Source organism: Rhodococcus sp. NPDC057529 (assembly GCF_042802055.1).
Classification (GTDB): Bacteria; Actinomycetota; Actinomycetes; order Mycobacteriales; family Mycobacteriaceae; genus Rhodococcus_F.
The window spans coordinates 16,201-38,686 of record NZ_JBHVEY010000004.1 but is presented as its reverse complement, the minus strand read 5'-3'; the positions used below and the strand labels follow the sequence as shown (position 1 = coordinate 38,686).

Annotated in this window: 18 protein-coding genes; 8 read left to right on the top strand and 10 right to left on the bottom strand. The window is 68.6% G+C overall.

Annotation, left to right across the window (positions count from 1 at the left end):
* Positions 1-105 precede the first annotated feature (105 nt).
* Positions 106-753: an alpha-ketoglutarate-dependent dioxygenase AlkB gene (locus ACFU5V_RS08750; RefSeq protein WP_378432687.1), complete on the top strand. Its 648-nt coding sequence runs from the start codon at positions 106-108 to the stop codon at positions 751-753.
* Here the strand turns inward: ACFU5V_RS08750 and ACFU5V_RS08745 are convergent, their stop codons facing one another.
* Together ACFU5V_RS08745 and ACFU5V_RS08740 are read right to left on the bottom strand one after the other, a co-directional pair.
* Positions 754-1,842, bottom strand: coding sequence for a 3-deoxy-7-phosphoheptulonate synthase (locus tag ACFU5V_RS08745; RefSeq protein ID WP_378432686.1), 1,089 nt, complete (start codon positions 1,840-1,842; stop codon positions 754-756).
* Between the two features lie 253 nt (positions 1,843-2,095).
* Positions 2,096-3,103 carry an AraC family transcriptional regulator gene (locus tag ACFU5V_RS08740; RefSeq protein WP_378698487.1) on the bottom strand — a complete coding sequence of 336 codons (1,008 nt, stop codon included), beginning with the start codon at positions 3,101-3,103 and terminating at the stop codon, positions 2,096-2,098.
* 150 nt (positions 3,104-3,253) lie between these two features.
* Between ACFU5V_RS08740 and ACFU5V_RS08735 the strand changes: the two genes are divergently transcribed.
* From ACFU5V_RS08735 to ACFU5V_RS08720, 4 genes are read left to right on the top strand one after another with little or no spacing between them, the layout of a single operon-like run.
* Positions 3,254-4,684 (top strand): GntP family permease, encoded by a 1,431-nt coding sequence (locus ACFU5V_RS08735; protein WP_378698485.1) that lies wholly within the window; start codon positions 3,254-3,256, stop codon positions 4,682-4,684.
* 25 nt (positions 4,685-4,709) lie between these two features.
* Positions 4,710-5,963: a CaiB/BaiF CoA transferase family protein gene (locus tag ACFU5V_RS08730; protein WP_378698483.1), complete on the top strand. Its 1,254-nt coding sequence runs from the start codon at positions 4,710-4,712 to the stop codon at positions 5,961-5,963.
* On the top strand, positions 5,960-6,898 hold the full coding sequence (locus tag ACFU5V_RS08725; RefSeq protein ID WP_378698481.1) for a hydroxymethylglutaryl-CoA lyase: 939 nt from the start codon (positions 5,960-5,962) through the stop codon (positions 6,896-6,898). The genes ACFU5V_RS08730 and ACFU5V_RS08725 overlap by 4 nt, the downstream gene beginning before the upstream one ends.
* Positions 6,895-7,890, top strand: a complete 996-nt coding sequence (locus tag ACFU5V_RS08720) for a 2-hydroxyacid dehydrogenase (protein ID WP_378698479.1) — start codon at positions 6,895-6,897, stop codon at positions 7,888-7,890. Before ACFU5V_RS08725 ends, ACFU5V_RS08720 begins: the two co-directional genes overlap by 4 nt.
* 36 nt (positions 7,891-7,926) lie before the next feature.
* Here ACFU5V_RS08720 and ACFU5V_RS08715 read toward each other — a convergent pair whose 3' ends face one another.
* The 3 genes from ACFU5V_RS08715 to ACFU5V_RS08705 all read right to left on the bottom strand — a co-directional run bounded on the left by ACFU5V_RS08715 (position 7,927) and on the right by ACFU5V_RS08705 (position 12,310).
* The gene (locus tag ACFU5V_RS08715; RefSeq protein ID WP_276138126.1) at positions 7,927-8,712 is read right to left on the bottom strand and encodes an IclR family transcriptional regulator; all 786 of its coding nucleotides are present in this window, start codon (positions 8,710-8,712) and stop codon (positions 7,927-7,929) included.
* 105 nt (positions 8,713-8,817) lie between these two features.
* Entirely contained in the window at positions 8,818-11,271 is a 2,454-nt protein-coding gene (locus ACFU5V_RS08710) for an ATP-dependent Clp protease ATP-binding subunit (protein ID WP_378698475.1), read from the bottom strand.
* A 151-nt stretch (positions 11,272-11,422) separates the two neighbouring features.
* On the bottom strand, positions 11,423-12,310 hold the full coding sequence (locus ACFU5V_RS08705; protein WP_378698473.1) for an arginase family protein: 888 nt from the start codon (positions 12,308-12,310) through the stop codon (positions 11,423-11,425).
* Positions 12,311-12,414: 104 nt separating this feature from the next.
* Between ACFU5V_RS08705 and ACFU5V_RS08700 the strand changes: the two genes are divergently transcribed.
* Entirely contained in the window at positions 12,415-14,439 is a 2,025-nt protein-coding gene (locus ACFU5V_RS08700; RefSeq protein ID WP_378698471.1) for an APC family permease, read from the top strand.
* Here the strand turns inward: ACFU5V_RS08700 and ACFU5V_RS08695 are convergent.
* Positions 14,408-16,024, bottom strand: coding sequence for an FAD-dependent monooxygenase (locus ACFU5V_RS08695; protein ID WP_378698469.1), 1,617 nt, complete (start codon positions 16,022-16,024; stop codon positions 14,408-14,410). The genes ACFU5V_RS08700 and ACFU5V_RS08695 overlap by 32 nt on opposite strands.
* A gap of 102 nt (positions 16,025-16,126) precedes the next feature.
* On the bottom strand, positions 16,127-16,891 hold the full coding sequence (locus tag ACFU5V_RS08690) for an ABC transporter permease (RefSeq protein ID WP_378698466.1): 765 nt from the start codon (positions 16,889-16,891) through the stop codon (positions 16,127-16,129).
* A gap of 132 nt (positions 16,892-17,023) precedes the next feature.
* Here ACFU5V_RS08690 and ACFU5V_RS08685 point away from each other — a divergent pair, with 132 nt between their 5' ends.
* Positions 17,024-19,348, top strand: coding sequence for an ATP-binding cassette domain-containing protein (locus tag ACFU5V_RS08685; protein ID WP_378698464.1), 2,325 nt, complete (start codon positions 17,024-17,026; stop codon positions 19,346-19,348).
* On the opposite strand, the gene ACFU5V_RS08680 is transcribed toward ACFU5V_RS08685, so the two are convergent.
* A complete protein-coding gene (locus ACFU5V_RS08680) occupies positions 19,345-19,566 on the bottom strand; it encodes a hypothetical protein (protein ID WP_378433801.1) in 222 nt (73 codons plus the stop codon). The two genes, ACFU5V_RS08685 and ACFU5V_RS08680, sit on opposite strands and share 4 nt — an antisense overlap.
* Positions 19,567-19,845: 279 nt before the next feature.
* Between ACFU5V_RS08680 and ACFU5V_RS08675 the strand changes: the two genes are divergently transcribed.
* The gene (locus tag ACFU5V_RS08675) at positions 19,846-20,250 is read left to right on the top strand and encodes a C40 family peptidase (RefSeq protein ID WP_378433800.1); all 405 of its coding nucleotides are present in this window, start codon (positions 19,846-19,848) and stop codon (positions 20,248-20,250) included.
* Between the two features lie 78 nt (positions 20,251-20,328).
* On the opposite strand, the gene ACFU5V_RS08670 is transcribed toward ACFU5V_RS08675, so the two are convergent.
* Positions 20,329-20,670 (bottom strand): Lsr2 family protein, encoded by a 342-nt coding sequence (locus ACFU5V_RS08670; RefSeq protein WP_378433799.1) that lies wholly within the window; start codon positions 20,668-20,670, stop codon positions 20,329-20,331.
* Between the two features lie 340 nt (positions 20,671-21,010).
* The gene (locus ACFU5V_RS08665) at positions 21,011-22,456 is read right to left on the bottom strand and encodes a CitMHS family transporter (RefSeq protein WP_378433806.1); all 1,446 of its coding nucleotides are present in this window, start codon (positions 22,454-22,456) and stop codon (positions 21,011-21,013) included.
* Between the last annotated feature and the right edge of the window lie 30 nt (positions 22,457-22,486).

Sequence of the window (22,486 nt, the reverse complement as noted above, 5' to 3'; positions counted from 1 at the left end):
GCGCCCGAGAAGGCGAGCACGAATCGAGAAGGGGTGCGTCCGAGCGGCGACCGCCCTCTCGAGATAATGGGAACATACGTTCGAATCTTGAGGTAGTATGGCCGCATGACTTCCGCGGATGCGCGGTATGCGCTCCAGGCTTCGCTGTTCGACGACGCGTCGGGCGGTGTGGAACTGGGCGAGCTCGGGCCGACGGTGCGGCGCCGCACGCTGACGGCCGGGGCGTGGGTCGACGTGCGACCGGGGTGGATGACCGGTTCCGACGAGCTGTTCACGACGCTCGCGGAGACGGTGCCGTGGAAGGCGGAGCGGCGCCAGATGTACGACCGGGTGGTCGACGTACCGCGGCTCGTCCGGTTTTACCGCGAGGACGAGCCGCTCCCCGACCCTCTGCTGGTCACCGCGCGGGACGCCCTGAGCCGGCATTACCTGCGCGAACTCGGCGAGAAATTCGCCACGTCCGGACTGTGCTTCTACCGCGACGGGTCCGACAGCGTCGCCTGGCACGGCGACGACACCGGTCGCAGCCGCACGGAGGACACGATGGTCGCCATCTTGTCGCTCGGCGCCGCGCGTCCGCTGCTGCTGCGTCCGCGCGGCGGCGGGCACTCGATCCGGTACTCGCTCGGCCACGGTGACCTGCTGGTGATGGGTGGTTCCTGCCAGCGCACCTGGGAGCATTGCATACCGAAGAGTGCCCGCCCGCTCGGACCGCGGATCAGCGTCCAGTTCCGGACGCGGGGCGTGCGGTGATCACTTCCGGCGTGCGGCCACCGCCTGGGCGAGGCGGTCCAACTGTGCCGCCGTCGTGTTCCAGTCGATGCAGGCGTCGGTGATGGACTGGCCGTACGTGAGCTCCTCCGACTTTCCGAGGGTGAGGTCCTGGCGTCCGGCCTCGATGAAGCTCTCCACCATCACACCGACGATCCCCTTCTCGCCCGCCTCGAGACGGGCCGCGATGTCGTCCAGCACATCGACCTGCTTCTCGTGGTTCTTGCTGCTGTTGCCGTGGCTGGCGTCGATGACGACCCGCTCCGGCAGACCGCCCTTGCGCAGCCGGGCGAGGGTGTCCGCGACCGTCTCGGCGTCGTAGTTCGGTCCGTCGCTGCCGCCGCGGAGAATGACGTGACAGTCGGGGTTGCCGACCGTGCGGATCAGCGCGGCCTGCCCGTCGAGGTCGGTACCGGGGAACACGTGACTCGCCGCGGCGGCGCGGGTGCCGTCCACGGCCACCTGCACGTCTCCTTCCGTCGAGTTCTTGATTCCGACAGGCATCGACAGTGCGCTGCACAGCTGCCGGTGCACCTGGCTGGCAGCGGTGCGGGCACCGATCGCGCCGTAGGTGACGAGGTCCGCGATGTACTGCGGCATGATCGGGTCGAGGAACTCGCAGCCGACCGGTAGACCGAGCGAGGACACGTCGAGCAGCAGTTTGCGGCCCATACGGATCCCGGTGTCGATGTCGAACGTGCCGTCCAGGTGCGGGTCGTTGAGCAGACCCTTCCAGCCCAGCGTGGTGCGCGGCTTCTCGAAGTAGACCCGCATCACGATGTGCAGGTCGTCGCGCAGTTCCTCGGCCTTGGCGGCGAGCCGGCGGGCGTAGTCCATGGCGGCGACGGGGTCGTGCACGGAGCACGGGCCGACCACGACGAGCAGGCGGTCGTCGTCGCCGTTCAGCACGTTCACCGTGTCGGCGCGGCCCGAGCGGACGGTCGCGGACGCGACGTCGTCGGGGGCGTGTTCGCGGCGCACGACAGACGGCGCCACCAGCGGGCTGATGCTCACGGTGCGCTGGGCGTCCAGGCGATCACTGCTGGTCGTGGTGTCGAGAGTGACAGTCATGGGTTCGGGTTCCTGTTCTCAGGCCGGCCCTCGAAGACTGTGGAGATTCCCGCGAGCCGGTCTGTAATCCGGCTCTGGGGTGGAGGAGGTCAGCGCGTGGTTACGCCGACCGGCCCACCCGGGGCCGGCCTGCTAAACCAGAAATATGCGCGCTGCATGACGGCCACAGTAACGGCTGACCCGAATCGGCGCCACACCGACCCCGGGCGGTGGCGCTTCGCGCCCGTGAGTGGTTGACGAGTCTCTGGACTCGTCAGCCACTCACGGGGCCGGAGGCCCTGGTCTGCGACGGATTCTCACCGAACCGCCGCCGGTAGGACGCCGCGAACAGGCCCAGGTTGACGTACCCCCACGCGCCGGCGATCGAGGCGACGGTCTCCCCGGGGGGTGCGGTGAGCAGTTCCTCCCGGATGCCCCGAAGCCGCTGCTCACGCACGTACTCGGCCGGCGTGGTGTCCAGGTATTTCCGGAACGATCCGGACAGGGTCCTGACGCTGACCCCCACCGCGTCGGCGATGTCGGAGGCCGTCGGCAGTTCGCGGGCGCACTCCCGGATGTACCGGACCGCGTGCCGTACGTAGCCCGGCGCCGCCGGTCCGGTGGTCCTGTCCGGGTCGACTCCCGCCCGCGCCGCCCACTCGGTGAGCAGGTGGCCGACGAGCAACTCCTGCAGGTTGAGCCCGATACGCCCGTCCGTGGCGTGTCCCGGTAGCTCCGCGGTCGTCCGCATCGCGTACCCGAGCAGCGCCTGCCAGCCGGACCCACCGCCCCCGATGGCGCATTTGCGTTGCCAGAGAACATCTCCCGGATCGAATCCCCACCAGCGCACTGCCGTGTCAGCGAGCACCCGGTGCGGAATCGTGAGATTGAGCTGCACGTGGTCCGGGGAGAACTCGACGAGGTAGTCGATTCGGCTGCAGTCGGCGACGAACGTGTCCCCGGCCGGTGTGTCCGCGGTGGCGTCGTGATCGACGTGGTGCCGGGCATTCCCGCGGATGGTCGTGAGGACGAGCGCGTTTCCGGCGTCGGGCGAGAAGTCGCCGACCGAGACGGGGATGCCGTAGGAGAACCGGGTGACCGTGATGTCGCCGATCTTCGTGGAGTACATGCTCGACCTCGGTGCCAGCCCGACCCCGAGCGGACGCACGACATACGGCATGTAGACGCGGTCGGACCAGTGCCGGATCTCGTCCCAGTCGTCCGACGTCCTGCGCTCGGCAACCGGTGGCCGTCCCACCGCAAACGGATCCAGCGCGACCATGCGTCGAGTATCCAGGCCCGTGCGCCTTTCCGGTAGCGGGAACAACCAGAAAGGCACACGGGGCGGCATTGCTTATATCGTGAGTGTGTGCTCATAATATGGGTGTACCTGTGACACCAGTCACTGCCCGCCTCCTCGAAGGACGCGCACATGTCAGACGTAGGAATCCTGATCAACACCACGGTCGCCGTCGCGGCGGTCGTGCTGATGATCGTGCGTTTCAAGTTCAACCCCGTGGTGTCGCTGGTCGTCGGATCCGCATACCTCGGACTCACGACGGGACTCGGCACGGCCGAGACGGTGAAGGTCATCAGCACCGGTTTCGGCGACATCATGGCCGAAGTGGGACTACTGATCGCCTTCGGCGTCCTGATGGGCGCCATGCTGAAAGAAATGGGCGCCATCCAGCGCCTGGTCGGAACACTTCTCCGGGTGTTCGGGCCGAAACGAATGCCCTATGCGATGTCGCTGACGATCGCGACGTTGCTGCAGTCCATCTTCCTCGACGTTTTGCTCGTCATCTCGGCTCCGCTCGCCCGCAACCTCGCACCGAAGGTCGGCCGGGTGGGGACGGCCCGCATGGCCACCGCCCTCGCCATCGGCCTCGAGTGCGGCATCGTCCTCATGGTTCCCGGCGTCGGCGCCCTCGCCCTGGCCGGACTGCTCGGTGTGCCGCTCGGCAAGATGCTGATCTTCGGGCTGATCCTGGTGATCCCGACCGTCGCGATCTCGGTCGCCATCATGTCGTTCCTGTTCACCCGTGGTTGGTGGAACCCGGAGAAGGACGAGGAGCACTTCCATCAGACGGTCGTCGACGACGAAGAAGAGGACTGGACCGACGGCGGCAGCGGTGGCAGCGCCCCTCGGCCGGACGCGGGCGGCGGTGTCGCCCAGGCGCAACGCGCCGCGACCGTCACCACCGAGCGCACCAAGCACGACCGTCCGCTGATCCTACTCCTCGCTCCGCTGCTCCTCTCCCTCCTGCTCATCGCGACCGGCGCCATCCTGGACATCGCCGAGATCAGCAACCCGGTCGTCTCGTTCGTGTCGGAACCGCTCATCGCGTTGCTGATCGGACTGATCGGCACCAGCTTCGTCGGCCGGTTCAGCATCGGCCAGCATCGCGTGCAGAAGGCGATCGCGAGCGGTTTCAGCGAGAGCGGCCAGATCCTCATTCTCACCGGTGTCGGCGGGTCCCTCGCCGCGACGATCGCCGCCGCCGGACTCGGCGACATCCTCGGCAAGTACTTCACCGCCAATCACGCGGCTCCCCTGCTGATGGTCTGGGTGATCGCCGCCGTCCTGCACATCGCCGTCGGTTCCGTGACGATCTCCGCCATCACCGCGGCAGGCGTCCTCGCACCCATCGCCCCCACCCTCGGGCTCGACCCCGTCCTCATCGCTCTCGCGGCCGGCGCCGGTTCCCTGTTCGCGGTGCACGTCACCAGCAACACCTTCTGGCTGCTGCAGTCCTTGATGGGTCAGACCACACGAGGCACGCTGAAGACGTGTTCGGTGGGAGTATCGGTGGCATCGGTCGTCGCAATACTGCTCGTCCTGCCCATGAGCCTCGTTCTCTGAGCGTCACTATCAGTTAAGGATCACCATGTTCTCCGACAACACCATTCGGCCACTCGACGGCGTTCGGGTACTCGAGCTGGGCAATTACATCGCCGCACCGACGGCGGGGCGGATGCTCGCCGACTTCGGGGCCGAGGTCATCAAGGTGGAACGCCCGAAGACCGGCGACGAACTGCGCAACTGGCGCCTCTACTCCGGCGACACCTCGATGCTGTACCGCACGATCAACCGGAACAAGAAGTCGATCGTGCTGGATCTGCGCACCGAGGAGGGCCGGCAACTCGTCCTCGACCTCGCCGCCCGCTGCGACATCCTGCTGGAGAACTTCCGGCCCGGCACCCTGGAGAAGTGGGGTATCGGACCGGACGCGTTGAACGAGGCCAATCCGGACCTGGTGATCACGAGGATCTCGGCGTTCGGGCAGACCGGCCCGATGTCGCAGCGGCCGGGGTTCGCCGCGGTCGCGGAGGCCGCCGGCGGGTTCCGTGAACTCGTCGGCGACCCGGACCGGCCACCGGTGCGGGTGGGGGTGTCGATCGGCGATTCGATCGCCGGCCTCTACGCGGCGTTCGGGGCGGTGATGGCGCTGTTCCAACGCGAGGCCGCGAAGGTCGCCGGGACGCAGGGCCCGTCCCTGCCGCACCGCATCATCGACGTCGCGCTCAACGAATCGATCCTGTCGATGATGGAGTCGCTGATCCCCGACTACCTGGCGTACGGCATCAAACGCGAACGCGTCGGCGGCCGGATGGAGGGCATCGCCCCGTCGAACGCGTACACCTGCAACGACGGCAACAGCATCATCATCGCCGGCAACGGGGACGCGATCTTCCAGCGCTACATGGACACCATCGGCCGCCCGGACCTCGGCGCCGACCCGGACCTGTCCACGAACGCCGGACGGTGGGCGCGCCGCGACGAACTCGACGCGGCGATCGGCGCGTGGACGATCCAGTACTCCCGCGACGACGCGCTGAAGATCCTCGACACCGCCGGGGTGCCGTCGGGTCCGATCAACACCGCCGCCGACATCTGCAGCGACGAACAGTACGCGGCCCGCAATATGATCCAGCAGTTCACCGTCGACACCGGTGAAGCCGAACCGAAGCAGGTCGGGTTCCCCGGCATCGTGCCGGTGATCGGCGGACAGTCGCTGCCCATCCGCAACGTCGGACCGGACCTCGGCGAGCACACCCGGGAGGTCCTCGAGACGCTGCTCGGCAAGACCCCGGAACAGATCGACTCCCTCGTCAACGACACGGTAGGTGACCTCTCATGACGCAATCCTTCGAATCACGCGCTCTGCTCCGCGATGTCACCCTGCGCGACGGACTGCAGCTGACCGGCAAGATGCTGCCCACCGCCCGGAAACTCGAGATCGCCCGGCGGCTCCTCGAACTCGGCGTGCCCGCGCTCGAGATCGGGTCGATGGCCCGCCCCGACCTCGTCCCGCCGATGGCGAACACCGTCGAGGTGATCTCGGAGCTGACCCCGGAGGAACTGGAGCACTGCTGGGTGTGGGTCGCGACGCCCCGGCACGTGGAGAAGGCCGCCGCCGCCGGCGCACGCCATTTCCAGTACTGCTTCTCCGCGTCCGATTCCCACAACCAGGCGAACATCGGCCGTTCCACCGAGGACAGCCTCGCCGCGATGCCCGCCGCGATCGCACTCGCGCGAGGCGTCGGGGGCAGCATCCAATTGTGCATCGCGACATCGTTCACCTGCCCGTTCGAAGGCCGGGTCCCGGAGCAGCGGGTGATCGACATCGCCAACGACCCGCGCGCCCACGGCGCCGTCGACGTCGTCGTCTGCGACACCCTCGGCCAAGCCGTCCCCGCCGAGGTGTACTCCCTCGTCTCCCGGGTGAGGCTCGAGACCCCGCAACGCGGCATCGTCTTCCACGGGCACGACACGTGGGGTTTGGGCGTCGCGAACAGTCTCGCCGCGGTCGCGGCAGGCGCGATGACCGTCGACGGCGCCCTCGGCGGGCTCGGCGGCTGCCCGTTCGCGCCCGGCGCCAGCGGCAACACCGCCAGCGAGGACCTGCTGTTCGCCACCCGCCCGGACTGGCTGAACCCCAGCACGTTCGGCTCGCTGGTGGAACTGTCCGAGAAAACCCTCGCCGAACTCGGCGAAGCCAATCGGTCCAAGGCCGCGCAGGGCGCGCGCTCCAACGCGTCCGCGTTCGAGTGGGTCATCGGCGGCGGCCGATGAGCGGCGCCCGGTTCTACGTCACCACCCCGATCCCCGAACCCGCCCTCACGCTGCTGCGCGCCGCGGGCAGCGTCGAACTGCCCGAAGAACTTCCGGACGCCGACCGGCTGCGGGAGGTCTGCCTGTCCGGCGACTACGACGTCGTGGTGTCCCAACTCCGCGACACGTTCGACGCCGACCTCCTGGCCGCCGCGAAGATCCGTGGGATCTCCAACTACGCGGTCGGGTTCAACAACGTCGACATCGGTGCGGCCACCGCCAACAAGATCCTCGTCGGCAACACCCCGGGGGTGCTCACCGACGCCACCGCCGACGTCGCGATGCTGCTGATCATGGCCACCGCGCGCCGGGCGGTGGAGGCCGACACGTTCGTCCGCTCCGGGAAGTTCACCGGATGGGAACCGAACCTGCTACTCGGCCAGGATGTTTCGGGGAGAGCCCTCGGGCTCGCCGGGTTCGGTCGGATCGCCCGCGCCACCGCGAAACGGGCACTGGCCTTCGGCATGCAGGTGCAGTTCTGCCCGCGGCCTCCCGGCGACCGGCCCGTGACCGACGCCGAACTCGGCGAGTTCGCCGGACTCGTCACCCACACCGACTGGGACACCCTCGTCGCCACCAGCGACTTCCTGTCGCTGCATGTTCCACTGAACGAGCAGACCCGGCACCTGGTGGACGCGGGCGTGCTGCACGCGATGAAACCGACGGCGATCCTCGTCAACACCGCGCGCGGACCCGTCGTCGACGAGACCGCCCTCGTCGCCGCCCTGAAATCCGGGGAGATCGCCGGCGCCGGACTGGACGTCTACGAGGACGAACCCGCGCTCGCACCGGGACTGGCGGAACTGCCGAACACCGTGCTGCTCCCCCACGTCGGCAGCGCCACCGTCGCCGTACGGTCCGAGATGGCGCGGCTGTGCGCCGAAAACGCGGTGGCCATGGCGCAGAACCGGATCCCGCCGCACCCGGTCAACCCGGAGGCGTGGACGTCGTGACGGACGCCGCGACCCGTCGTGAAGCGCGAGCACGCCTCACGACGGGTAGCGGCCGCCCAGCGTCCGGGTGACCTGCTCCGCGCTGCCGACGAGCAGATCCACCCACTTCTCGCACTGCTCGCGAGGCATGCGCAGCGTGGGCCCGCTGATCGCCAGCGCGCCGAGCACATCACCGGACGAATCGAACACGGGCGCAGCCAATCCCGACGCGCTGTCCTCCCGCTCCCCCGCCGTGATGGCGTACCCGTCGGCGCGCGCCTGGTGGATCAGTTCGCGCAGCACGTCGGTGTCGGTGACGGTGCCCTCCGTCATCGGTTCGATGGGGCCGGCGAGGACCTGTTCGGTGAGGTCCGGGTTCCAGGCGAGCAGCACCCGGCCCGCCGACCCCGCGGGCAGAGGCACGATCTTTCCGACATACATGTTCCGGCGCAGCGCGTGCTCGGTCTCCGCGATCGCCACGCACACGCGGTAACCCTGCTCGACCCGGAAGAAGCTGGCGGTCTCACCGGTGGCGTCGCGGATCTCCTTCAGCACCGGCGTGACGACGGCCAGCACGTCGAGCCCCTTGGTGGCCGTCGCCGCCCAGAACGCCATCTTCACGCCGATCCGGATCTGGTCGCCGGACCGGTCGAGGAATTCCTGCGCCACCAGGTTGCTGACCAGACGTTGGACCGTCGACGTCGGCAGGCCCGTGGCCTGGTGGATCTCGCCCAGCGTCATCGACGGACGCGACAGGCTGAAGGCGTCGAGGATCTCCGTGATCTTGCTCAGCACCAGCAACGGCTGGTGCTTGGAGGTCAATTCGCCGTCTTCCGCTCGCATATCCACGACGATAGTCGCCCCCCACCAGCACGTGAGCGGGTACGGCTACCCCCACGTGAGCGGCAAAGCGTGCCGGAGCACACTTTGCCACTCACCTGGGGGGGATCAGCCGACCACGAGGTCCAACTCGTCGTCGGTCACGCCGACCGCGATACTGCCACCCTCGACGAGGACGTCGTCGAGCAGCAGATCGGCGATCCGATCGTCGACGGCCCGCTGGATCGACCGGCGCAACGGGCGCGCCCCGAACTCGGGCTGGTGTCCGTGCTCGGCGATCCAGTCGACCGCGGCGTCGCTGAACGAGATCTCGATGCCCTTGGACTGCAGCCGCTTCCGGCTGTCGTCCAGCAGCAGGTCGGTGATCCGGTGCAGCTGATCGGTGTCGAGCTTGCGGAAGATCACGATCTCGTCGATCCGGTTCAGGAACTCCGGACGCATCGACTCGCGCAGCCGGCCCATCACCCGATCCCGCAGCGGCTTCTCCGACGCCTCCGCGTCACCGGTACTGAAGCCCAGCGCACCCGACTTGCTGGAGATGATGTCGGACCCCAGGTTGCTGGTCATGATCAGCACGGTGTTCTTGAAGTCCACCGTCCGGCCCTGACCGTCGGTGAGCCGACCGTCGTCGAGCACCTGCAGCAGCGTGTTGAACACGTCGGGGTGCGCCTTCTCGATCTCGTCGAGCAGGATCACCGAGTACGGGTTCCGGCGGACCTGCTCGGTGAGCTGCCCCGCCTCCCCGTACCCGACGTAGCCGGGAGGGGCACCGACGAGCCGGCTGACCGTGTGACGTTCACCGAACTCGCTCATGTCGAGCCGCAGCATCTTGTTCTCGTCACCGAACAGCGTGGCGGCCAGCGCCTTCGCCAGTTCGGTCTTGCCGACACCCGTCGGTCCGAGGAACAGGAAGCTGCCCACGGGACGGTCGGGATCGTTCATGCCGGTGCGGCTGCGGCGCACGGCCCGGGCGATGGCCTTCACGGCGTCGTCCTGGCCGACGACCCGGCGGTGCAGTTCGTCCTCGAGCCGGCGGAGACGTTCCTTCTCCTCCTCCGTCATCTGGCTGGCCGGGATCCCGGTTGCCCGCGACACGACCTCGGCGATCTGCTCGGCCGTCACCTCGGGCGCGCCTCGCAGTTGAGCCGCGGACGAGCCGCGGACGTCGGAGACTCCGACGGCCTTCCCGTCGATCCGCGCCTGGACCTCCGTCGCCTCGTCGCGCAGGCTCGAGGCTTTCTCGTACTGCTCGTCGGCGACGGCCTGCTCCTTGGCCTGTTCGAGTTCCGCGAGCTTCGCCCGCAGGGCCTCGACGTCGACGCTCGGCATCCGCAACCGCAACCGGGCACCGGCCTGATCGATCAGGTCGATCGCCTTGTCCGGCAGGAAGCGGTCGCCGATGTAGCGGGCCGACAGTTCGACGGCGGCCGTGATCGCCTCGTCGGTGTAGCGGACACCGTGATGCTCCTCGTACCGGTCACGCAGACCGGACAGGATCGCCACCGCATCCTCGATGCTTGGCTCCGCCACCGTCACCGGCTGGAAGCGACGCTCGAGCGCCGGATCCTTCTCGATGTGCTTGCGGTACTCGTCGAGCGTCGTCGCACCGACGATGTGCAGTTCACCGCGGGCGAGCTTCGGCTTGAGGATGTTGCCCGCGTCCATCGCACCGTCGGCGCCGCCACCGGCACCTGCGATGGAGTGCACCTCGTCGATGAAGACGATCAGCTCGTCCGAATGCGCCGAGATCTCGTCGATCACCTTGGTGAGGCGCTCCTCGAAGTCACCGCGGTACCGGGTGCCCGACACCATGCTCGACAGGTCGAGCTGCACGATGCGCTTACCCGTCAGGCGATCGGGGACGTCGCCGTCGACGATGCGCTGGGCCAGGCCCTCCACGACCGCCGTCTTACCGACGCCGGCCTCACCGACCAGCACCGGGTTGTTCTTGGTGCGGCGCGACAGGATCTCGATGGTCTGCTCGATCTCGTCGGCGCGCCCGATCACCGGGTCGACTCCGCCGCCGCGTGCGCGTTCGGTGAGGTCGAAGCCGTACTTGTCGAGCGTGGGGGTCTCGGAGTCCGGGGACTCCTCCACCGATCCGCCCTGCACCGCGGTCTGCAGGCGTTCCGGGGTGATGCCCTCGGACGCGAGCAGGCGTCCGGCGGCGTGGTCCTGATCGGCGGCGAGCGCCAGGAAGAGGTGCTCGGGGTCGATGTAGGTGGAACCGAGAGCGCGCGCGAGCTGGTGTGCCTCGAGCAGCGCCGTCTTCAGCGCACCGCTCAGTGCGGGTGTTGCGAAGCCCGACGTGTCGCGGCCCTGAGGCAGTCGCAGTTCGACGGCATCGGCGACGGCCGACGTGTCGGCGCCTGCGCGGCGCATCAGAGAGGCGACGGGGTCGTGTTCGGTCATGACGCGCAGAACGTGGAGTGCATCGAGTTCCGCGTCGCCACGACCTGCGGCGAAGCGGGCAGCAGCAGCCATGAGCTCCTGGGTGGAGCGACTCATGAGCCGACTGATGTCGATGCGACCTGGGCCCTCCGGCCCGAAGAATGCTGGCATTCCTCAGCCTCCTATAAGTTGAGCGTTACTCACTCAACTAACGTGCCAAGCCTGCGATCAATTCCCGAAGCGGACGGATGTGAGCTCGGTCACGAGGGCCCATGACGGTGCCGACCCAGTCCAACGACGACAGGAACCCGGATCTTCCCTGTCACGGCAGAGTGCGTCCGAGAAAGTCGAGCACCCGAGTCGCCTGGTCGCCGGTGGGATCGAGATCGGGGCGGAAGTCGGCGACGCTGACTCCCACGAGTCGAGGTGACCGCGCCAGTGGCGCGACGACGTCGGCGAGTTGATCCCAGTCGAGGCCTCCCGGTTGGGGGTACGTCACCGCATCGAGCGACTCAGGGTCCAGCACATCCAGGTCGAGGTGCAACCAGACCCCGTTGCCTGTGCCTGCCAGCCAGTCGACAGCCTGCCGACCTGCGGCGACAGGATCTCGCACGACTGTAGGCGCGTCGATGCGGCGCAAGTCGGATGGCAACCCGACCAGTTCGGCGGCGGACGCCGCGTCCAGGCCTTCGGTGCGATGACCGATCAGAACGGTGTCGCTCGCCGCTACCATCGGGGACGCCCCGGCCAGCGCGGTCAATTCCTCGCTGCCCACCCCGGTGAGCACCGCAAGCTCCATGTCCGCCGTCTCGCCCGTGTCCGAGGACCGTCCGTCGAGATAATCCGGATGCCCGTCGACGAACCACAGTCCCGCCGGCCCCAGGTGCGTGCGCAGCGCTGGAAAGATCCCGAGCAGAATGCTGCAGTCGCCGCCGACCACCAGCGGTCGCAGGCCCGGCAGGTCCGCCATGGCGACAGCCAGTTCGCCCGACAGCGCGTGAGCTGCACGCACTGTCTCGGACAGTGCGACCACGCCCGTCAGTTCGTCCCGGTCGGTGCGGTCGATCACGGTCGCGGCGTCGCCGAGATCTCGGCCGACCATCGCGGACAGGCCGGCCTCCCGAAACGCGTGCGGCGCTACCTGTTCACCACGAGCCGAGCCGGAGCAATCCCACGGTGCACCCACCAGGAACCAGCCGGCAGCGTCCATACGGCCATGATCCGGCAGGCGCTCCGCACCCGTGCGCCTTTCCGGGTAGCGGGAACAACCAGAAAGGCGCACAGGCGCGGAGCGCCTCGCTCTACGCTGAACTGGTGGTGGCTCTGGTTCGAGCGGTCCGGCGGCTGGCTCTGGGACGCCCGCTGCGCAGTGACGATCTCGGGGAGCAGTTGCTGACCAAGCGTCTGGCGCTGCCGATCTTCGCTTCCGACCCGCTGTCGTCCGTCGCGTATGCGACGCAGGAGATCCTGCTGATCCTGTCGCTGGGCGGTCTCGCGTACTTCTATCTGACACCGTATCTGGCGGTCGGGGTGGTGGTGCTTCTCGCTGTCGTCGCCCTGTCGTACCGCCAGGTGGTGTACGCGTATCCCAGCGGGGGCGGCTCGTACGAGGTGGCCACGAAGAACCTCGGCCCGTCCGCGGGATTGACGGTGGCGTCGGCGCTGCTCATCGATTACGTGATGACGGTGGCGGTGTCGGTGTCGGCGGGCGTCGACAATCTGATCTCGGCGGTGCCCGCGCTGAACACGCACCGGGTGGCGCTGGCCGTGGCGTTCGTGGTGCTGCTGACGGTGATGAACCTGCGCGGGATCCGCGAATCGGGAACCACGTTCGCCTTCCCGACGTACGGGTTCATCGCCGGTGTGATGATCCTGATCGTGACGGGGTTCATCCGCGTCGCGGCCGGTTCGACGCCCGTTGCCGAAAGCGCCGGCTACACCATCGAACCGGAACTGTCCGGGCTGACCGGTCTGGCCCTCGTGTTCTTCGCGCTGCGCGCGTTCTCGTCCGGGTGTACCGCGCTGACGGGGGTCGAGGCCATCTCCAACGGGGTACCCGCGTTCCGTAAACCGAAGAGCGCCAACGCCGCGAAGACCCTCATGGCGATGGCGGCCACGGCGATCGTGATGTTCGCGGGAATCACCGCGCTGGCCATCGTCACCAAGGTGCACGTCGCGGTGAACCCGTGCGATCTGATCGGGTTCGCCGGAAACTGCGAGACCGACCCGCAGCGCACCGTCATCGCCCAGATCGCGGCCGCAGTGTTCGGCGGCACCACCAACTTCGGCTTCTTCTACGTGCAGGCCGCGACCGTGCTGATCCTCGTGCTCGCCGCGAACACCGCCTACAACGGCTTCCCGCTGCTCGCGTCGGTGCTCGGCCGCGACCGCTACCTTCCCGTCCAGCTCAACACTCGCGGCGACCGGTTGGCGTTCAGCAACGGCATCGTGCTCCTCGCGGTGACGGCGGGCGGACTGATCGTCCTGTTCGAGGCGTCCGTCACTCACCTCATCCAGCTGTACATCCTCGGCGTGTTCACGTCCTTCACGCTCAGCCAGGCGGGCATGGTCCGGCACTGGAACGGTGTGCTGGCAACCGAATCCGACTCCCGCGAACGTCGTCGCATCCACGGCAGGCGGGCGCTCAACGGCACCGGCGCCCTCCTCACCGGCACAGTCCTGGTCATCGTCACGGTCACGAAGTTCACCCAGGGCGCCTACCTGGTGGTCATCGCGATGCCGATCCTGTTCTTCCTGATGCGCGGGGTTCGGCGGCACTACGACCGGACCGCGGCGCTCCTCGTCGTCGACGAGGACAGCTTCACCCTCCCGTCCGCGGTGCACACCATCGTGCTGGTGTCCGTGCTCAACAAACCCACCGCCCGCGCCCTGGCGTACGCCCGCGCCACCCATCCGACGACGCTCGAGGCCGTCACCGTACTGGGCGCCGGCACCACGACACTGCAGCGGGAGTGGGAGAAATACGAGATTCCGGTGCCGCTGAAGGTCCTCGAATCGCCCTACCGGGAAGTCACCGGCCCCATCGTGGGATACGTGAAATCCGTCCGGAAACGGATTCCCGGCGGAGTCGTCACCATCTTCATCCCCGAATACGTGGTGGGTCGCTGGTGGGAACACCTGCTGCACAACCAGAATGCGCTGCGCCTCAAGGGCCGGTTGCTGTTCACGTCCGGGGTGATGGTCACGAGCGTGCCGTGGCTGCTCGATTCGGCGACCCGGGCCGGGGCGCCGCTCGGCAAGCCCGCGCCGGGTGACATCCGGCGGGGCCTGCCCACGACCGTCGAGCTCAGCGGAAAGTCGGCTTCAGATACTCGGTGAGGCCGTCGACGGCGACCGGACTCTGCCGGAATCCCAGATAGCCGTCCGGACGGACGACGAACGCGGCGGAACCCTCGGCACCGTAGGCGCGAGCGAATTCGCCGTCGCGGTCCCGGATCAGCGGCAGCACCGTCTCTCCGACCTCCGCGGCAGGCGACGCGACGAGGTAGGTGTCGACGAGTCCGCCGGTCGCCGCGTCCACCGACGTCGCGGCCGCCTCGAGCAGTTCGAGCCCGCGCGCGTCGACCGAGTCGTCGGCGTACAGCAGCAGCGTGTGGTTCGATCCCGCGAGGAGCGTGAACAGCCGGAGGGGAAACGCGACGGTGGTGCGGGTCAGCCCGCGGGCGTCCGGCGCCCGGCTGCCGGGCGCAAGGCCCGCATTCGTCGCCGGTTGGCCGACGATCGGACTGTCCGCGTAGCTGATGAGGAGTTGCGCCTCGCGTCGGATCACGTAATCGGGATCCGAAGACCCCGCCCCGATCCCCTCCCGTGCGCTGCGCACCGTGCGTCCCACCACCTCCTCCCCGACGGGCCGCCGCTCGGCGTCGTAGCTGTCCAGCAGATCGGGGGCCGCGGCACCGGCCACCGCCAGCGCGACCTTCCACGCCAGGTTGTGCGCATCCTGGATGCCGGTGTTCATGCCCTGCGCACCGGTCGGCGGATGGATGTGCGCCGCGTCGCCCGCGACGAACACCCGTCCGCGCCCGTACGAGTCGACGATGCGGTGGCTGATCCGGAAGACGGACGACCAGCGAAGATTCGACGCCCGCGTCGGCTCGGGCGACAGCCGGTCGAGCACGGCCTGGATGTGGCTCAGCTCGGGTGCCGGTCCGGCCTCGAACCCGTGCGCGATCTTGTCGGCCGCCGGCGTTCCGGTGCCGGCGAGGTCGCTCGGCACCAGCATCGACATCCGGTAGCGGCGGCGCCCGGGCAGCGGAATGCACACGAGCAGGTCGTCGGTCTCGCCGTCCGTCTGATGCATCGACCGGATTCCGTAGCCTCGCGGCATCGCCCAGTCGACCTCGACGTCGCCGAGCATGTACTGCTCGACGAACGCACCGCCCTCGAACGTGAGGCCGAGACCCTTGCGGACCACGCTGTGGGCGCCGTCGCAGCCGAAAAGGTACTGGGTTCGGACGGTTTCGTCGCCGTCCGCGCCGGTGACCGTGGCGACGACACCGTCGTCGTCCTGCTCGAATCCCGTCAGCCTGGTTCCGCGTTCGATCGTGGTCCCGAACGTGGCCAGGTGCTCGGTGAGGATGCGTTCGGTCTCGTACTGGGGCAGCCCGATGAATTGGAACGGGATGTCCGCCGGGAGCGACAGGTCCAGCCGGGCGACCTCGTCGCCGTTGACGTACACGATCTGCCCGAGCATCTCGATCGACGCGTCCAGGATGCTGCGCAGCACACCCATGCTCTCGAACACCTCGAGGGTGCGCGGCTGGATTCCCACCGCCTTCGCATACTGCGGGGGCTCGAGCAGCGGATCGACGATGCGGCAGGCGACGCCGCGCCTGCGCAGTTCGATCGCCGCCGTCAGACCGACGGGACCCGCTCCGACCACCAGTACCTCGGGATGCACCACACGACACCGCCTCGTCAGCAGGGACCGACCACCGCCCAGTATGCGGGACCGACCACGGGATCGACCGGGGTTCGGGCCAGATGGAGGCAGTAGCCGGTGCTTTCAGGCGGACATCGAATGCTCTCGCGGCCGGCGGACGACCTCCCTGGCCACCAGTTCGATCGTCACGGCCACCGCGCAGGTCTGCGCGAGCAGCAGCCCCACCAGCACGAGGATCTGGACGGCGCCGGCCTGGACGGCGGACCCGCTCGCGAGCAGCACCCCGACGAACGCCCCGGGCAGGGTGACCAGCCCGACGGTCCGGGTCTGGTCGAGCCCCGGGAGCAGCGCGTCCGAGGCGGCGGACCGGACCACGTCCAGGCGGGCGTCGCGGACGCTGAGTCCGAGACTGAGCGCCGCCTCGACCTCGCCCCACCGCTGTTCGACGGCGTCGAGCCCGCGCCGCGCCGCGAGGGAGGTGGCCGTCATCGCGCCGCCGAGCACGATCCCGCCGACCGGAACGAGAGCGACACCGTCGAGCGGGACCACCCGGCTCACCAGCATCAACGGCAGGACGGTGCCCACTCCCGCCGCGAGCGAGAGCGCCAGCCACGCCGCGGACCGTCCGGCCCTCGCGCGCCGGGCGGACGTTCCCACCGCTGCCGCGAACATGACGACCAGCACGAGGATCGAGGACCACAACTGGGCGAGAGCGGCGGCCAGGATCAGGGACACCGCGGCGAGCTGGGCGGCGCCCCGGAGCGCCGCGGCGGGCACGACCAGTGGGCTGCCGAGTCGGGTGAAGCGGTACACCACGGCCGCGCACACAACCATCACGGTGCACAGCACGGCCAGTCCGACACCGGGATTCGCCAGGGACGTACTCACCCGGCCCAGTGTTCCTCACGCGCGGCCCCGGGATTCGGGAGTACCCGTTCTGCCCACGCGGCCCGGGGAGTGCGTGCGACCATGGAGGAGTCGACGCTCTACGCCCGATGACGCTGACCGGAGGCCGTGGCGATGGACGACCGGGCGAGCACAGCACACCCGCGGGTCGTGGTCGAGACCGACCACGGCCGCACCACGCACAGCGCGGGCAGAGCCGTACGCATCGGCCGGGATCCGCAGTTGGAGGTCACCATCGTCGACCCCGTGGTGTCGCGCGAACATGCACAGCTCACCTGGGACGACGGTTGGCAGCTCGTCGACTCCGGCAGCAAGAACGGGATCTACGTCGACGGCGAGCGCCGCGAGAACGTCCCCGTCACGAGCCCCGTCCGCGTCCGCCTGGGTGACGCGACCGAGGGTCCGATCGTGCGGATCTCGGTGGAGGATCCGGATGCGACGCGGCAGGACGTGGGCGCCCGCTGGGACGAGGCGACGATCGGCGTCGGGACGCCCGGCGCCCCGGCAGAGCCGCCGCACGAGGCGACTCCGGCGGGGTCCCTCACCGTGGGGCGCTCGCCCGACAACGACATCGTCGTGCGGGATGTGCTGGCCTCACGCCATCACGCGATCGTCCACCACGTGCCGTCCGGCCTCGAGATCGACGACCTGGGGAGCGTCAACGGAACGTTCGTCGGCGGCGCCCGGGTGTCGCGCGCGCAGCTGACGGACGGCGACGTCGTCACGATCGGCAACACCGATTTCGGCGTGCGGGACGGGCAACTCGTTCCCCGTCGGGTGGTCGCTCCCACCGCGGGCGGTCTGCGCGTGGACGGCGTCGGACTCACCATCGAAGGCGGGCGGCGCCTGCTCGAGGACGTCACGTTCACCGCCCAGCCGGGCAGCCTCACCGCCGTGATCGGCCCCTCCGGGGCGGGTAAGACCACGGTGGCCACCATCATCTCCGGTTCGGAGCGTCCGACGGAGGGTGTGGTGGAGTTCGAGGGACGCAGCGTGCACGCCGAATATCAGGTGCTGCGCTCCCGCATCGGGATGGTTCCCCAGGACGACGTCGTGCACCGCCAGCTGACGATCCGTCAGGCGCTCGGCTACGCGGCGGAGCTGAGGCTGCCGCCGGACACCAGCCGGGAGGACCGCGAGGAGGTGATCGCGACGGTCCTCGACGAACTGCAACTGTCCGAACACGCCGACACGAGGGTCGACCGGCTGTCCGGCGGGCAACGCAAACGTGCGTCCGTCGCGATGGAGTTGCTCACCGGCCCGTCCCTGCTGATCCTCGACGAACCGACGTCGGGCCTCGACCCCGCGCTGGACCGGCAGATCATGGCGACGTTGCGCCGGCTCGCCGACTCGGGCCGGGTCGTCGTCATCGTCACCCATTCGCTGTCGTACCTCGAGATGTGCGATCAGGTGCTGCTCCTCGCACCGGGCGGCAAGACCGCCTACGTGGGCCCGCCGGACCGGGTCGGGGCGGCGCTCGGCAGCACCGACTGGGCCGACATCTTCGCCCGGGTCGCCGCCGACCCCGACGGAGTGTTCGCCGACTACCGCGCCACCCGTCCGTCGGTGGAGGCGCCGGCCCCGAGCCCGCCGGGACCTCTCGGCAGTCCGGCGCACACCTCGCGGCGCAGGCAGTTGAGTACCGTCGCCCGCCGCCAGGTGCGGCTGATCCGCGCCGACCGCGGGTACCTGATCTTCCTGTCGCTGCTGCCGTTCGTGCTGGGCGGGCTGGCGGTGCTCGTGCCCGGCGACACGGGGTTCGGACCGTCCGGCCTCGACGAATCCGGTGAACTCACCCAGATCCTGGTCGTGCTGATCCTCGGCGCCGCCTTCATGGGATGCTCGCTGACCATCCGCGACCTGGTCGGCGAGCGCATGATCTATCACCGCGAGCGTGCCGCCGGGCTGCTGCCGTCCGCCTATCTGACGGCGAAGATCGTCGTGTTCTGCGCCGCCGCGATCGTGCAGTCGGTGATCATGGTGCTGATCGTGTTCGTGGGCAAGGGTTTTCCGGGCCGGGGCAGCCTGATTCCCTCCGCCTCCGTCGAACTGATCGTGGACATCGCCGTCACCACCTGCTCCTGCGTCCTCGTCGGTTTGGCGCTGTCTTCGGTGGCGCGCTCCAACGAGCAGGTGATGCCGATGCTGGTGGTCACGATCATGGTGCAGCTGGTGATGTGCGGAGGACTGATCACGATCACCGGACGCGCCGTCCTCGAACAGGTGTCGTGGCTTTTCCCGTCCCGCTGGGGGTTCGCGGCCGCCGCCTCGACGGTGGACCTGCGCACCAATGCCACCGGCACCGAGCCCGACACCCTGTGGCAGCACGCCGCGTCGTGGTGGCTGCTCAGCATCGCGATGCTGGTGCTCATCAGTGCTGTGCTCGCGGTCGTCACCTACGCCCGGCTGCGGCTGCGCCGTCCCCGCCGGGCCGGCTAGCTCAGTTCGACGATCGTCCCCAGGTCGTGCACGTGCTCCCGGTCCGACGATGCGGGGTCCGGCGTGATGTCGCCTCGCGCCGTGTGAGCCATCGTCCTCGCCTCGCCTGCGACGAAGGCGACCGGCACGGCCACGGCAACGGACAGGAGGGCGGCTGCCGCATCGAACGCCAGGCGTGCGACGCCGAATGCACAGTTCGCGGTTTGCCGGATCTTCATTGTCCGCATTCTCCATCCCAGCCCACAGGACATAGCGGACCTTTTCCTCTTGACATGCGCCCACTCGACGTTAAGGGGTGCGTTGCACTACTCGCGAGTACCAAACCGACCGGATCGAATGGTTCTGCCGACGACCCCCGCACCCGGCGGCCAGGCGGGAAGACAGGCACCTATCCAGGTAATTCAGCCGGTGCGCCGTGCCCGTGTCGGGGTCACCCTGTAAGCAGAGCACGCCCCGCAGACGCGACACCACACCGAGCGCACTGGAGTACCGACGGCATGAACCCCCACACCGGAAACCACGGACTTCACCTGGTTCAGACGTTTCGCGCGGATCCGGTGCGGCCGGGACGCCACGCCCTGCGCGCCGCCACCTCCAGAATCGGCATCGCCTGCACCCGCGGCGCCGGCGACCACCGCGCCTTCGACAGCTCCGGTCTCGTCCAGTGGGCATACAAGCAGGCGGGCGTGTCGGTTCCGCGCACCACCCACGAGCAACTCCTGCACGGAACCGCCGTCGACCGGGACGACCTGCAGCCCGGTGACGTCGTCCTCTTCTACGGGGGCGGTCACGCCGGAATCTATGCGGGCGACGACACCGTCGTCCACGCCCCGGCCCCGGGGCGACCGGTCACGCGAGTGGCCTTGAACTCCATGTCGTTTCACGCAGCGCGGCGGTACTGACGACTGCCCCCGAGACCGCCCCCAGCCGACCCGGCCCAGGGGTGGCCGGAGGCGTCGACCGCTCGCGACGATGCGGTCTCAGTGCGCCTCGTTGTACGCTTCCTCGATTTGTGCGGGAATGCGTCCGCGCGCGGACAACTCATAGCCCTGTGCCGTCGCCCATTCCCGGATTTCCTTCGCCTGCCCACGGCCCTGCGACGGATCCACCGCAGTGGTGGACCGGCGCTTCCTTCCCCCGACCCGGGTTGCATGCTCGATGTAGAACTCGAGGGTCTTGTGGAATTCTTTGGCGTTCTTGAGCTTCAGATCGATCTCGTAGTCGACGCCGTCGACCGAGAACGGGATGGTCTCCCCCTTACCGTTCTTGATCGGAGTTCCGTCGATGTCGTCGATGCGTTCGACAACAACTTTGCGCGCCACAGTTCCACTCCTTCATCGTCGATAACCCGGGGAACACTACGTCGAAGTATTGTTCACCTGCCAATCCCCGACAGAGTTTTCGCAGTGCGGACTCGCGAGCGTCTGATTGGCGCACCCCGCAGTCGGGGTAACCGTCGGACATGACACCGAAGGACGCTTCCGGACCGAAGACCACGAGCACCGACAGCGGCGCCCCCGGCGCGGACAAGGACGTGCTGTCCGATCCGGCCGAGGACGACAAGGATTCCGGCGCCGACTGAAGCGGCGAAGGTGGCGCAACCCCCGAGGGGCCCGCCACCGACACCGACTCCGCCGACTAAGTCACCGGGGGACGACTAGGTCACCAGGGGATCTGCCCGAGGACCACACCGACCACCAGCATCGACAGCGACACCAGCGCCGCGCGCCACAGCACCTTCTTGTGATGGTCCGCCAGCGGGACACCCGCCAGGGTGACGAGCAGGAGGATGGCCGGGACGAGGGGGCTCTGCATGTGGAATGTCTGGCCGGTGATGGAGGCGCGGGCCATCTCGACCGGCTCGATGCCGTACGTGGACGCCGTTTCGGCGAGCACCGGCATGACGCCGAAGTAGAAGGCGTCGTTGCTCATGAAGAACGTGAACGGCAGGCTCAGGATGCCGGTGATGACGGCCAGGTGCGGCCCCAGCGCGGCGGGGATGATCTCGAGCAGCCACTGCGCCATCGCCTCGACCATTCCGGTGCCCTGGAACACGCCGGTGAGCACGGCCGCGGCGAACACCATCGCGACGACGGAGACGATGCTCGACGAGTGCCGGGTGATCGCTTCCTGCTGTTCCTTGACCCGCGGGAAGTTGACGGTCAGCGCGATCGACGCGGCCACCATGAACAGCACCGGAATCGGCAGCACGTCCATCACGAGCACGACGAGCAGCGCCACGGTCACGAGCATGTTGAACCACAACAGCTTCGGTCGCAGCGTGGGCCGCTGGGGGTCGAGGCCGTCGACGAAGCCCTGGCCGTCGTCCGAACCGCCGTCGCCGGAACCGCCACCCGTCCGGGGTGCGTCACCGCTGCCCCCGGAGCCCGAGCCCGAGGTGGAGCGGCGGAGGCCGGAGCCCGCGGAGACCAGAAGGCGCTCGTCGGTGAGTTCGAGTGTGCCGATGCGGCGGCGTTCGCTGTAGCCGAGCTGCACGGCGAACAGCAGGACGACCACGAGACCGACCACCAGCGACGGGATCATCGGGACGAACACGTCGGACGGCGAGATGCCCAGCGCCGAGGCGGCCCGGACCGTCGGCCCACCCCACGGGACGATGTTCATCGCGCCGTTGGCCAGGCCGGCGACCACCGTGAGGACGACGGGGCTGACCTTCAGCTTCATGTACAGCGGCAACAGCGCGGACGTCACGATGATGAACGTCGTGGATCCGTCACCGTCCAGCGACACCACCATCGCCAGGACCGCGGTGCCGACGACGAGCCGCATGGGGTCGTTGCGGACGAGCCGGAGAATGAGTTTCACCAGCGGGTCGAACAGGCCGACGTCGATCATGATCCCGAAGAAGATGATCGCGAAGAACAGCAACGCGGCCGTCGGGGCCAGCGATTTGATCCCGTCGGTGATCATGTCGCCGATGCCGAGGCCCGCCCCGGCCGCGATGCCGAATGCGACCGGGACGGCGATCAGCCCGACCACGGGAGTGGCCCGTTTGGACATGATCAAGAACATGAACACGGCCACCATCAGAAAGCCGAGTGCTACCAGCATTGCCACTCCTCGTCCGAGCTTGCACCGCGATGTGATCGCGATAACAGCCAGTGTCGGGGGGAGGGA

Coding starts and splice junctions, on each gene's coding strand:
- ACFU5V_RS08750 (WP_378432687.1), top strand. CDS start 106: ATGACTTCCGCGGATGCGCGGTATGCGCTCCAGGCTTCGCTGTTCGAC.
- ACFU5V_RS08745 (WP_378432686.1), bottom strand. CDS start 1,842: ATGACTGTCACTCTCGACACCACGACCAGCAGTGATCGCCTGGACGCC.
- ACFU5V_RS08740 (WP_378698487.1), bottom strand. CDS start 3,103: ATGGTCGCGCTGGATCCGTTTGCGGTGGGACGGCCACCGGTTGCCGAG.
- ACFU5V_RS08735 (WP_378698485.1), top strand. CDS start 3,254: ATGTCAGACGTAGGAATCCTGATCAACACCACGGTCGCCGTCGCGGCG.
- ACFU5V_RS08730 (WP_378698483.1), top strand. CDS start 4,710: ATGTTCTCCGACAACACCATTCGGCCACTCGACGGCGTTCGGGTACTC.
- ACFU5V_RS08725 (WP_378698481.1), top strand. CDS start 5,960: ATGACGCAATCCTTCGAATCACGCGCTCTGCTCCGCGATGTCACCCTG.
- ACFU5V_RS08720 (WP_378698479.1), top strand. CDS start 6,895: ATGAGCGGCGCCCGGTTCTACGTCACCACCCCGATCCCCGAACCCGCC.
- ACFU5V_RS08715 (WP_276138126.1), bottom strand. CDS start 8,712: ATGCGAGCGGAAGACGGCGAATTGACCTCCAAGCACCAGCCGTTGCTG.
- ACFU5V_RS08710 (WP_378698475.1), bottom strand. CDS start 11,271: ATGCCAGCATTCTTCGGGCCGGAGGGCCCAGGTCGCATCGACATCAGT.
- ACFU5V_RS08705 (WP_378698473.1), bottom strand. CDS start 12,310: ATGGACGCTGCCGGCTGGTTCCTGGTGGGTGCACCGTGGGATTGCTCC.
- ACFU5V_RS08685 (WP_378698464.1), top strand. CDS start 17,024: ATGGACGACCGGGCGAGCACAGCACACCCGCGGGTCGTGGTCGAGACC.
- ACFU5V_RS08680 (WP_378433801.1), bottom strand. CDS start 19,566: ATGAAGATCCGGCAAACCGCGAACTGTGCATTCGGCGTCGCACGCCTG.
- ACFU5V_RS08675 (WP_378433800.1), top strand. CDS start 19,846: ATGAACCCCCACACCGGAAACCACGGACTTCACCTGGTTCAGACGTTT.